10 protein-coding genes and 1 pseudogene are annotated in these 11,671 nt (G+C 33.5%); 6 read left to right on the top strand and 5 right to left on the bottom strand.

All coding sequences use genetic code 11. The features are described from left to right. Window positions 1–86 precede the first annotated feature (86 nt). Window positions 87–260 (top strand): hypothetical protein, encoded by a 174-nt coding sequence (locus tag SLH48_RS05915; protein ID WP_320257382.1) that lies wholly within the window; start codon window positions 87–89, stop codon window positions 258–260. Window positions 261–748: 488 nt separating this feature from the next. Here SLH48_RS05915 and SLH48_RS05910 read toward each other — a convergent pair whose 3' ends face one another. Next, on the bottom strand, window positions 749–937 hold the full coding sequence (locus tag SLH48_RS05910; RefSeq protein ID WP_214482234.1) for a YkvS family protein: 189 nt from the start codon (window positions 935–937) through the stop codon (window positions 749–751). A gap of 373 nt (window positions 938–1,310) precedes the next feature. Here SLH48_RS05910 and SLH48_RS05905 point away from each other — a divergent pair, with 373 nt between their 5' ends. After that, the gene (locus SLH48_RS05905) at window positions 1,311–1,505 is read left to right on the top strand and encodes a hypothetical protein (RefSeq protein ID WP_320257381.1); all 195 of its coding nucleotides are present in this window, start codon (window positions 1,311–1,313) and stop codon (window positions 1,503–1,505) included. Window positions 1,506–1,690: 185 nt separating this feature from the next. Here the strand turns inward: SLH48_RS05905 and SLH48_RS05900 are convergent. The 3 genes and pseudogenes from SLH48_RS05900 to SLH48_RS05890 form a co-directional block, all read right to left on the bottom strand. Beyond that, a pseudogene (locus SLH48_RS05900) lies at window positions 1,691–2,089 on the bottom strand (sigma-70 family RNA polymerase sigma factor); the annotation flags it as partial. Between the two features lie 429 nt (window positions 2,090–2,518). Next, a complete protein-coding gene (locus SLH48_RS05895; protein WP_320257380.1) occupies window positions 2,519–2,659 on the bottom strand; it encodes a hypothetical protein in 141 nt (46 codons plus the stop codon). Between the two features lie 185 nt (window positions 2,660–2,844). Beyond that, window positions 2,845–3,771 carry a GTP-binding protein gene (locus SLH48_RS05890; protein ID WP_320257379.1) on the bottom strand — a complete coding sequence of 309 codons (927 nt, stop codon included), beginning with the start codon at window positions 3,769–3,771 and terminating at the stop codon, window positions 2,845–2,847. A 375-nt stretch (window positions 3,772–4,146) separates the two neighbouring features. Between SLH48_RS05890 and SLH48_RS05885 the strand changes: the two genes are divergently transcribed. Together SLH48_RS05885 and rraA are read left to right on the top strand one after the other, a co-directional pair. Beyond that, the gene (locus SLH48_RS05885) at window positions 4,147–4,884 is read left to right on the top strand and encodes a metallophosphoesterase family protein (RefSeq protein WP_320257378.1); all 738 of its coding nucleotides are present in this window, start codon (window positions 4,147–4,149) and stop codon (window positions 4,882–4,884) included. A gap of 371 nt (window positions 4,885–5,255) precedes the next feature. After that, window positions 5,256–5,738 carry a ribonuclease E activity regulator RraA gene (gene rraA, locus SLH48_RS05880; protein WP_320257377.1) on the top strand — a complete coding sequence of 161 codons (483 nt, stop codon included), beginning with the start codon at window positions 5,256–5,258 and terminating at the stop codon, window positions 5,736–5,738. A 294-nt stretch (window positions 5,739–6,032) separates the two neighbouring features. On the opposite strand, the gene SLH48_RS05875 is transcribed toward rraA, so the two are convergent. Continuing rightward, the gene (locus SLH48_RS05875; protein WP_320257376.1) at window positions 6,033–6,923 is read right to left on the bottom strand and encodes a GNAT family N-acetyltransferase; all 891 of its coding nucleotides are present in this window, start codon (window positions 6,921–6,923) and stop codon (window positions 6,033–6,035) included. Between the two features lie 553 nt (window positions 6,924–7,476). On the opposite strand from SLH48_RS05875, the gene SLH48_RS05870 reads away from it, so the two are divergent. Both SLH48_RS05870 and SLH48_RS05865 read left to right on the top strand, forming a co-directional pair. After that, window positions 7,477–9,117: a lamin tail domain-containing protein gene (locus SLH48_RS05870; RefSeq protein ID WP_320257375.1), complete on the top strand. Its 1,641-nt coding sequence runs from the start codon at window positions 7,477–7,479 to the stop codon at window positions 9,115–9,117. Between the two features lie 711 nt (window positions 9,118–9,828). After that, complete coding sequence (locus SLH48_RS05865; RefSeq protein ID WP_320257374.1) at window positions 9,829–11,448, top strand: ABC-F family ATP-binding cassette domain-containing protein; 1,620 nt, start codon at window positions 9,829–9,831, stop codon at window positions 11,446–11,448. Window positions 11,449–11,671 lie beyond the last annotated feature (223 nt).

The following is an 11,671-nucleotide window of genomic DNA, read 5'->3' as shown; positions in this document are numbered from 1 at the left end:
GGGGCTCGGAATAACTACAACAAGAAAAAGAAAATGCGAAAATGTAATTAATTTACATATAAGTTTAATAATTGGAGTGAAGTCGCATGTCTGAACGTCAAAAACAAATTGAAAGAGAAATAGAAGATATTATTGAACAAACTCTTAACATCTTTCATGAGAATGCTTTCTTAAACACGTGCTGGGAAGCAGATATAGCGTTAGAAAAAGACGTAAACATCACAGATTCTTTGATTCTCAAAGATCCCTTTGATAAATAAATATATATAAACTCCTTAGAAATTACAAACACAATAGTAAAATGTAAAAATGTTCTTCAAACAGACCTTTCAAGATAAAAATCACGATTTTGATTTTATTATAAATGATTGTATAAAACAAATTTCTACCTGTTACGTAGTTGTATTATTTTTGAACGTTACTAAAGTGTAGCGTTTTTTGTTTCGTTATGATAATGGATGGAAGGTTGAGAATCTTAGAGAAAGGGAAGTTGAAAAATTTAGTTGAGTTTTTCAAAACTAAGGGGATTTTTTGAAATACTAGAAAGTCAGGAAAACACAATAATAATTAAGAAAATATACCAAAAGCATATCTATTAGGGATGCAATATTGATGTGTATGTTGTCAATGATTAAAAGGAACATAAGGGTCCGAGGTTTTGGCACCATTTCACATAAAGGCAATAACCTTCAAGTGAAATGGCTCTAGTATGTAGAGGAGAAGAATATGTAAGTAATGATATAAAGAGTTAGTTTGTTTCAGCGATAACTTTATAGTTTTTGTGGTTAATAACTGTTCGACGGTGTTCAAGCTCTAGTTCATTAAAATTATCCATATAAGTTAAGTCTACAATAACAGAGTTTTCATTCACTTTCTCAACGATACCTTGTAGCCCACCTCTGAACTCGATGATGTTCCCCACTTCTGCTTTTTTCATGTTATCTCTCCTTTAAAAACTTATACTTCCAATTTTGCCCTAAAATAGATAATCAGTAAAGCAATTTTTTGGATAATTGACATTTATTATCGTTAGTTCATACGTTTGATCTTATAATTGTATTAAATTACCATTATAAATGAGTCAATATGACTATTTTAGTAAGGTTATTTTTTACTAGGTTCGCTCTCATATAGACATTAAATAACTTTACATGTAAAATACTAAAATATCTGGTTTGAAGTATTACTACGATGTAATAGGCTAGCTTACATACTTTTTAGTTTTGTTACCAATGATTATATAGATCTCATCATTTATGTCCAACAATAAGATTTTGACAACAGGTTATGATTAGAGGGGGAATGTCCATATGGATCAACAATATATTACAGAAATATTAGATAAACTGCGTGATGGAGAATTAAATGAGTTTAGAGTTAGTAAGGACCAGTTCTATACTTATCGAAACGTAATAGTTAGTCGCAGTGACTTTAAGCATTTTCATGGAATTGCTCAAAGAGGTGGGGACGTAATATATCGTTATCTAACAGAAGAGCGTAGTTAAACTCCGGGTGTCTCTAATAATCGTGTTATGCCGCTCTTACCGCAATAATCATTTATCGATATTACTCACGTAAATGCAAACTACTAGGAATTGTTTGTTAATGCGATCATCATCAGAAGGTATATACAACATCTGCTCTTTGTAACTAAGCAACAAAGATATTCACTTGAAACATATATGAAAGGTTAATTGAAAGGTGGAGGCAAATTCTTTCTTAATTTTGCTAAAGCATGTCTTCGCCATGATTTAACTGCAGCAATTGAAACACCTTCTTCACTAGCAATGTGTTGTAGTTTTTTACCATGAAGAAAAGTACCTAATAGCCATTTTTGTTGATTCGTTGTTAATACTTCACAATACATGAGCAGACTTTCAAGCTCTGTTTCTATATCCACGTATGAACCGGCAAGAAACTGAAGGTTTTCATCACCCATACAGATGAAATGACTCTCTACACGGTTTTCTTTTGTCAATTCGGATAATAATTTTCCTTGAATTGTTGCATAAGCATAAGTTGAAAAAATTCCTTTTTCACGATCGTATCTTTCATAAGCTTGCCATAAAGCAATTAAGGCACTTTGATAATAGTGATCAAAGTTTTTGTAAAGATGAAGTTTTCACATTATTGTTAGAATCATAGGTCGGTATTGATGGATCATTTGTTCAAACTGTGTATTATCGCTCATCGAATTTTCCTATCGAAAGCGCGCTTTGACTATTATTCCGCGGTAACACTAACTTACTTGACAACAGCTTAAATGTACAAATGCCTGAATGAAGGGTATTATGCTATATGAGTTGTTAGAAAATAAAGTTTCATATTAGCAGATTATATATATGCGTTAAGTAAGGCTGGGTGAAATTTTAAATTCGCAAGATTTCATATGTGCAAAAGTGGGAACTTTCTGACACGCCCATGCCCCAAAGCAGCAATATTCTTATGTATAACAAATTTACAATAAAAAAACCTGTCACAAAAAATCTGTGTACAGGCTTTTTAAAATTTCTTAGTGTTAATCATTGTTATATAATGTTTCAAGGATTGATTCTAGGACACTAATGTCACTTATTAATAAAGCAGGAAGGAAGATAAAAACTACGATAATCGCTACGTTTGCTAACAGAAGTATTTTCAACGTTTTAAATAATCGCATACAATCACTTCCTTTTTACAAAGATAAACAAGCAACATACGATTTGAAGTCTACATTAATCGCTTTAGCGCCACACCTCCAGTTGTTTTGAAGTAATAACAAAGCTTTGTAATTTTATTATAAAGGGTATATGCGAAAATAACTATTGTTAATTTCTGAAAATATTGAATTTTTAAACATATATGTTATAGATTCTTTTGCTCAAGTTTAATCATCTCGTTCTCAAGCCATGATGTGTTCAAATTTTCACCTATAAAGACGAGATTCATCGGCATTTGTACTGGTTCTTTCATATAAATCGGCATCCCATACGAATACTGAAATAAGAACATCGATTCAGAATGAGTAAATTTCAAGTAGCCTTTAATCCGTAAAATAGTTTCGGGCATCTCCCGTAGCCAGTTTTCAAAAGCATCTATGTCCAATGGTTGCATGAACTGGTACACGTATGATTTTACTTTTAAATCATGTTGAACATGAGTGGTTTGTTTTGAAATACGATTGTTTTTTGGAACTGCCTGAATTTGTTGTAATGAGATATTTGCAAAAGTAGTTAACAAACAGGTCGCATGAGTATTGTAGGCTTGAATTGAAAATATTAGATTTGCCTGTTCAGCATCTGTTAAATGGTCAGTTTTATTTAAAAGTAATGTATCAGCGTGACGAATTTGCTCGTATAATAATTGCTGCATCTGTGGAGAAAGCTTATCACGGTCAAACCATCTTTTTGAATCAACAATTGTAATAATACCTTGTATTGTTAATTTATCTGCAAAAATAGGTGACATACACGCATCAACCACTTCTATTGGATGTGCAACCCCAGTTGTTTCTATATAAATAACATCTATGTTTTGGGTTAATAATAGTTCTTGAAGTTGTGCTTCTAATTGGCCTTGCATCGTACAGCAAACACAGCCATTTAGCAGTTCTTTCAAAGGTGTGTTATCTGGGACTGCTTGTGAGTCAATTGATATTTTGCCTAATTCATTCATGATTACAGCAACTTTACGGTTGAGTTGTTTTTCTTGTTGTAGCAAATTTGTAAGTAATGTCGTTTTGCCACTACCAAGAAATCCAGACAAAATGATAATATCTATTTTTTTCTTCACTGTTTTTTTCTCTCCTTAAGGTCACGTACATTCTATCGTAGCTTATTGAATTTCAGTTCGTCAATGATTTATGTAAAGGTTAACATCGGCTCATTTTGTAATATGGTTATTTATATGAAAATAACCATAACACAAGGCGATTAATGTCATACTCATATTTGGATAGAAGGAAAAGATGCTGAAAATATAGTGGATATGTGTATATCATAGTACGAAAAGCAATAATCAATGCGTAAACAGCCTTTACAAATGATCTCAAAGTTAACTAGGAATTGTTTTTGTTAGGTACTAATGGGAAGTTTATAGTACAATTTCAATTAAACTCGCCCAACATAATTGGGCTTTAACCATAATGAGCTTTATGGAGGGATGCTGGTGGAGAGGATTGCACTTGTTTCAGATATACATGGGAATATTCCGGCGCTAGAAGCGGTATTGCTAGATATTAAACAACGAGGCATTGAAAAAATTTATTGTTTAGGTGATTTGGTTGGGAAGGGGCCACATCCAGAGAAAAGCATTGATATCATACGTGACACCTGTGATATCGTTGTACAAGGTAATTGGGATGACTTTCTTCCAAATGAAACAAATAATACATATATTCAATGGTATCAGCATCGTTTAAGTTCAGAACAACTTTCGTATATAAAATCTTTACCATTTTCGTATGATTTTATGATGAGTGGTCGAAAAATCCGGCTGTTTCATGCTTCATCTACGAGCGTTCATCACCGAGTCTATCCTTGGGACTCGCTAGACAAGCGGAAGGAAATGTTTACGAATACTGAAAAAACTGGTGGATTAAATGGACGTAAGCCAGACGTTGTTTGTTATGGAGATATTCATTATGCCTTTATCCACCATATACAAGAGAAGGTGCTTATAAACGTTGGAAGTGTAGGTAATCCTTTAGATATGACACAGGCATCTTATGTCATCCTAGAAGGGGACAACGGTTCTGATGTAGTAAGCTCCTTTGCGATTCAGTTAGTTCGAGTACCATACGATATTGAGCTTGCCATTCGCCAAGCAAGAGAAGAAGGAATGCCAGAGCTTGAGCCTTATATTGATGAGCTGAGAACAGCAACATATAGAGGTTTGAAAAAATAAATGAAATAGCAAGTATCTAAGTTACAGTAGAAAAACTGTGTTTCATCAAATGATGGACCACGGTTTTTTCGTTTGTTTTTAATTGTTTTTTAAATATGGGTCTTTTCTATTAATTAGAAATGGACAATATGAAGAGTTTTATGAGAGGTCAAAAAATTGTAAAAGTAGAGAAGATGGCACGATCTCCATCTATATACGTGTAAATATCTTCAACGAAAAGGAGCAATCATTGTGAAAACAGACTTAAATATCATTTCCCACTTTCACTGACAGAAAAAGTGCTAGCGGGCAATAATGATGTCCCAATACAGGATTTTATATGCGGATTGTCGAATAAGCAAAAAACAAAAGTAAAAAAAGGAGATGTGATTATGGAGGTAAAAACTGCAGACTTATGTGATGAATTTGAAGCTGAATTATCAATTTGTCAAACAGCATTTCGTTCTTTCGGAAAAAAACACATATTTTCTGGTCCAATAACAACGGTAGAAGTATTTGAGGACAATGTCTTAGTTAGAGAAGCATTGGAGACAGTTCCAGAAGGATCGGTCTTAGTAGTAGATGGTGCTGGCTCGAGAAGTTGTGCTTTGCTCGGCGATAGACTAGGTGGTATTGCTATGTCGCGTAATTTAAGTGGGATTATTATTAATGGGTGTGTCCGTGATTCTGCAGAACTTGCTACACTTAATATCGGCATTTTAGCTATAGGAACACATCCTTTGAAAAGTAAAAAGGAAGGGAAGGGGAAAAGGAATGAGCGATTACACTTTGGTGGAATTGAATGGAAGCCTGGCTATTTTGTTTACGCTGATGAGGACGGGGTCGTAGTTAGTCTACGGGAAATTAAGCTGTAAAATCATTTAAGTTGAAAAAGAGGCTGGGACATAAGTGGAAAACTAACTGGTTTTTATACATTAAGCAAAAATAAAACCGCACGAAATCAAGGTTTATAAATATGATTTCGTGCGGTTTCTTCATTTTAATTGGGTTTTGTCCCAGCCTCTTTATTAACATGTAGTTGGATCAATCCTTTGTTTCTAGACCATAACTCTATTTAAGCCTAATTAACTTAAGGGGGATTATTTCCACCTCAATTAGTGCCGTTCATGTAGATTAAACAAATACGGTTACAAGTATTAATAGCAAGGTTAAGCATGAGATGTAAGTGGAAATAAAAAATGGCTAGGAAAATCCTTGTTTAAAGGACGTATAAACAACGTATCATTACCAATGGTTGATTTGAGTTCAGTTTTTAACAGATCTTGTAGGAAGTCCGGAGTAAAATGAAAATGAATAGCTTTTTCATCTGACATCAAATTACCAAGAATGTTCACAGCATCAATCTTATCATTACTAATGATGTCGTAAATATTTAACACGCCATCATTTTGGTCAAAAATAATAATGCTATCTTCCTCTTCAATATAGTAAGTCGCATCTTTAAAAGCTAAAATAATATAAAACATTAGCAGATGTTTACAATCTTTTACCCCAAATGTGTTTGATACAGGAACTCTTGTGCTAGCTAATCTTTCAATAATTGTAAGGTGTGATTGTTTATTCACATCTAATTTTTTTATCGTTAAAGGATTTATGGGTTTAAGACTTAAGTCAGCGCGCTGTATAGTAAAGCTATTTTCTAAGACTTTATTGAATCCAAATTTAGGATAGAAATCTAATACAGAATCATTTGCAAATAAATAAATGAAATCACAATCGTTTTCATATTTTGCAATGATATGTTTCATTAGTTTCGCAGCTAAGCCTTTGTTTCGATATTGAGGGTGTGTCATAACAGTGCCAACTTGAATCGCGTTAAACTCTTTCCCTTTGTGCGTGATACTCATTTTATTTATTGAAGCGTTGGCAATAACTTGTTTTTGATCAATAAATGAATAACATATATAGCTATCATCCCAATATCCTAAGTCAAACCATTGTTGAAAATCTATGCCAAAAACATCTTTAGCTAGCTTAATAAAACTCTCTCTATACGTTGAATTATTTTTATAATCACTAATTAGTTGTAATGTATTCATATTGTATTCTTTCTCCTTAGTTTAGATGTAGGTAACAATCCTATATGAGGTAATGGTAGGTCCTTATACATAGCTCATATGACAGTGTATATATTTTGCCTTTGTAAAACTTCTTTCCATAGATACACATTTGATGTGATTGAATGCTATACAAACTTAGAATTAAACAAGGTACAACATAGTTCTCAAAGCATCTTTTTTTAATAAAGCGATGGAAGGTCAATAATAATTTTTTAGTTTGTATCATAAGTTTGTGAAAAACGCTTTTGTGAAAGTATGACATTCATTTTATTCGATAAGGTCGGTTAAAATCCTTTTTTATATTGTATTTTAAAAATAGGAAGAAAAGGTAATAGACAAAAGTCTCCTGTTAGCAAAAGAGAATTTACATGAAATTTTGTTTTTACAATGTAAGTCTGAAAAAAGTAATTCTATTAATCTCATTACAGAATGTATAGTTTTTTAATATTATTCCGATTTTTAACTTAATTTTCATATTAATATGATAATCTAGAAAAGGGAGAATAATTAAGGTAGGAGGTTTGTTTTGTTTATGATTTTAAAAGTTGGAAAAAGGATTTGTATTAGTGTAATCGCTTTATTGACCCTTGTTGCTTTTTTACAAGTAGAAGTTGCTATTTTTGCAGAAGGAGTAGGGGATCCAGCACCAGAAATTGAAGCAAGAGGTAATGTAAATGGGAAGAGGATTTTATTTGACAATACTCATGGACAAACTGCCGGTGCAGCTGATTGGGTAATAGACGGGGGATTTTCAGATTTTGCGAATGCTCTCGCAGATAACGGCTATTACGTTAAAGAACTTAGACAATCTACCCCAATTACTTATGAAGACATAGCTACATATGATGCTTTTATAATACCTGAGGCAAATATACCTTATAAAAGTTCTGAGCAAGCGGTCATGGTACAGTATGTTGAAAATGGAGGAAGTATTTTTTTCATATCTGACCATTATAATGCTGACCGAAATAAAAACCGTTGGGATTCATCTGAAATTTTTAACGGTTATCGTCGTGGCGCGTGGAATGATCCAACAAAAGGGATGAGTACTGAAGAGCGTAATTCAACAGCGATGACGGATGTAACGAGCTCTGATTGGCTCTCGGAAAATTTTGGGATTCGTTTTCGTTATAATGCTATAGGTGATGTTACCGCTAATCAAATAGTAACACCAGACCAATCCTTCGGAATTACAGAAGGGGTAAACAACGTGGCTATGCATGCTGGGTCAACCTTAGCTATAATTGACCCAACAAAAGCAAAGGGAATTGTATATTTACCAAGCACAAACCAAAAATGGTCTTATGCAGTAGATCAGGGCGTATATAATGGTGGAGGAATCGAAGAAGGCCCTTATGCAGCGATTGGAAAGTATGGGTTAGGAAAAACTGCGTTTATCGGAGATTCATCTCCAGTAGAAGATGCAACACCTAAATATGCACGTGAGGAAAATGGATCATCTAAAAGAACCTATGACGGTTTTCTTGAAGTTGATGACGCTAAGCTTCTTGTGAATATGGTAAATTGGCTAACGGTTCAAGAAAGCTATACAAGCTTTGCTGATATATCTGGACTTGAACTGGATCAACCAACATCATTATTACATTTTGAAACACCACAAAATTCCACAGAGCCTGAATTTGAGCCATGGTCTTTACCTGACCCAGGTTATAAGTGGTGGGATCAATCGACTTTTGCGAAAGGGTCATTTGGTTATGTGGAAGGTGATCAAAACCCTACATCCAATGTGTTTTTCTCTGAATATATTGAAGGAAGCAGCTATAATAAAGCACTAGAAATTTATAATGGAACAGGTGTAGCTGTTGATCTATCACAATATACAATTGAGCTATCCAATCTTTCTAGTAGTATTTCATTAACTGGTACAATAAGCAGTGGGGAAGTTTTTGTTATTGCAAACCCTAACGCGGACCAAACTATTTTAGTAGAAGCAGATATGACTGAAACAAATATGGTTTTTAATGGTGATGATTCAATTGTCTTAAAGCATAATGGCGTTATTATTGATGTTATTGGTGTTCAAGGCGCTAGCTTTGCAAAAGATAAAACGTTGCTAAGGAATAGTGATATAACATCTGGTGCAGCTACTTATAATAGTAACGACTGGACATTCTACCCTTCAAATACATTTGATTATATCGGAAGTCATTAATCAAGCATTGTGAAATAACTAGGATGCTAAGATGAAAAACAACCTTAATAGATAAAACTACTTACCTTGCTTATATACGGGGTTAAGTGGTTATTTTTTTGTGAAAATTTTGTATGAAAGGTTACATTTGTTCTACCTGTCCTAAGGTGAAAATGCACGTATACAATAAACGATCGAGTAATCTATATATTCAAAAAATACTAAAGTGTTTTTATGCTTTGCGTTTAAGGATATAGTGTTATAAAGCTTGCAATAATGAAAATAGCTACAAATATTACTTTTTTTCAGCATTAGTGTTATGGGATTAAATGCTAGAGTCTATAAGCGGTTTTTGCCTAGTTTGTGTTATTGATATATAGCGGTAGATAATATGCGTAATTATTAGACAGTAAATTCGATACAGTACAGAATTCATTTTTTGGGAGAATATTCTTTGTTCTTCTTTCGTTTAAAATTGCAATCGTTTTAACAGCTAGCTTAGAGAAAATGAGTGTTATGATTGAAACATTAACTACAGTTAATCAAAAGATTGTTACTATCATGAAGGAAACGACACTAAGTGCGGAAAAGATCAAAAATACCTTTAATTGATGAAATACGTAGATAACGTATGTTTTATTAGCGTTAGCGTCTTTTTTAATATCACTCCTAGTAGTTTATAACTGACGGTGATATAATAGTAAGGATGTATTATAAAATGGAGGAACGTAAATGATTACAGTTACAAATGTGAGCTTACGTTACGGTGACCGTAAGCTATTTGAGGATGTTAATATAAAATTCACGCCTGGTAATTGCTATGGCTTAATTGGAGCAAATGGTGCAGGTAAATCAACCTTTTTGAAGATATTATCTGGAGAAATTGAAGCCCAAACTGGTGATATACACATGACACCAGGGGAACGTCTAGCGGTGTTAAAGCAAAATCACTTCGAGTATGAAGAACATGAAGTTTTAAAAGTTGTTATTATGGGGCATGAACGTTTGTATGAAGTGATGCAGGAGAAGGATGCTATCTATATGAAGGCTGATTTTTCAGATGAAGATGGTATCAAGGCGGCAGAGCTTGAAGGTGAGTTTGCTGAACTAAATGGTTGGGAAGCAGAGTCAGAAGCAGCAACATTATTAAATGGCCTAGGTATTGGTGAAGACCTTCATGCGAAGAAAATGAGTGATTTAGCAGGTGGAGAAAAAGTAAAGGTTTTATTAGCGCAAGCACTTTTTGGTAAACCTGATGTTCTATTACTAGATGAGCCTACTAACCACCTTGATATGAAAGCGATCCAATGGTTAGAAGAATTCTTAATTAATTTTGAAAATACCGTGATTGTTGTCTCACATGACCGTCACTTTTTAAATAAGGTTTGTACACATATGGCAGATTTAGACTTTGGGAAAATCCAAATTTATGTAGGGAACTATGATTTTTGGTATGAATCTAGTCAACTTGCCTTAAAAATGGCTCAGGATGCTAATAAGAAAAAAGAAGAAAAAATTAAAGAATTACAAAACTTTATTGCACGTTTTAGTGCAAATGCATCTAAATCAAAACAAGCTACCTCTAGGAAAAAACTATTAGACAAAATTTCACTTGATGATATTAAACCTTCATCTAGAAGATATCCGTTTGTTGGCTTTTCTCCAGAAAGAGAGATAGGCAACGATCTGCTACGAGTAGAAGGTTTGACAAAGACACTTGATGGTGAAAAAGTACTAGATAACGTTAGCTTTACAATGAACAAAGATGATAAAATTGCGCTAGTAGGTCGTAATGAAGTTGCAAACACGACATTACTTAAAATTCTGATGGGTGAAATGGAGCCTGATAGCGGCTCGTTTAAATGGGGAGTAACTACTTCACAAGCCTATTTCCCTAAGGATAACTCAGCTTTTTTTGAGAACAGTGATCTTAATTTAGTTGAATGGCTACGTCAGTTTTCACCACAAGATGAAAGTGAAAGTTTCCTACGCGGTTTTTTAGGTAGAATGCTATTCTCTGGTGAAGAAGTATTGAAAAAGGCTAGTGTTTTATCTGGAGGAGAAAAGGTTCGCTGTATGTTGTCAAAAATGATGCTTAGCAGTGCAAATGTATTAATTCTTGATGAGCCAACGAACCACCTTGACTTAGAATCTATTACAGCAGTCAATAATGGTCTCATTGCTTTTAAAGGATCCATGTTCTTCACGTCACACGATCATCAATTTGTTCAATCGATTGCAAATCGCATCATTGAAGTGACACCGAGCGGAGTTATCGATAAACAAATTACTTTTGATGAATATATTGAAGATGATGAGTTGCAACGTCAAATTGCAACTATGTATAAATAATTGTATAAGATATGAGTGGAAAGGATAGATAAAATATAAACATCTATCCTTTTTTTCTTTAGGTTCTTGTCGTAAGCCTTGTTGTAATTGAAACTAAATTGGCACAGCTAATTGGTGATTGTATCGGTAACCATTATATTCAAATAAAAAAGATGGTATGAAGGTAAAATTGATACGTGTTTAGTGTTTTATTACGAAATATAAAAATTAATAGAAACCAACC

Origin of the sequence: Cytobacillus sp. IB215316 (assembly GCF_033963865.1) — a bacterium.
Classification (GTDB): Bacteria; Bacillota; Bacilli; order Bacillales; family SM2101; genus Nanhaiella; species Nanhaiella sioensis.
This window is presented reverse-complemented; position numbering and strand designations above follow the sequence as displayed.

Excerpts from the sequence above, each read along its gene's own strand:
- SLH48_RS05915 (WP_320257382.1), top strand. The coding sequence starts at position 87 with ATGTCTGAACGTCAAAAACAAATTGAAAGAGAAATAGAAGATATTATT.
- SLH48_RS05910 (WP_214482234.1), bottom strand. The coding sequence starts at position 937 with ATGAAAAAAGCAGAAGTGGGGAACATCATCGAGTTCAGAGGTGGGCTA.
- SLH48_RS05905 (WP_320257381.1), top strand. The coding sequence starts at position 1,311 with ATGGATCAACAATATATTACAGAAATATTAGATAAACTGCGTGATGGA.
- SLH48_RS05895 (WP_320257380.1), bottom strand. The coding sequence starts at position 2,659 with ATGCGATTATTTAAAACGTTGAAAATACTTCTGTTAGCAAACGTAGCG.
- rraA (WP_320257377.1), top strand. The coding sequence starts at position 5,256 with ATGGAGGTAAAAACTGCAGACTTATGTGATGAATTTGAAGCTGAATTA.
- SLH48_RS05875 (WP_320257376.1), bottom strand. The coding sequence starts at position 6,923 with ATGAATACATTACAACTAATTAGTGATTATAAAAATAATTCAACGTAT.
- SLH48_RS05870 (WP_320257375.1), top strand. The coding sequence starts at position 7,477 with ATGATTTTAAAAGTTGGAAAAAGGATTTGTATTAGTGTAATCGCTTTA.
- SLH48_RS05865 (WP_320257374.1), top strand. The coding sequence starts at position 9,829 with ATGATTACAGTTACAAATGTGAGCTTACGTTACGGTGACCGTAAGCTA.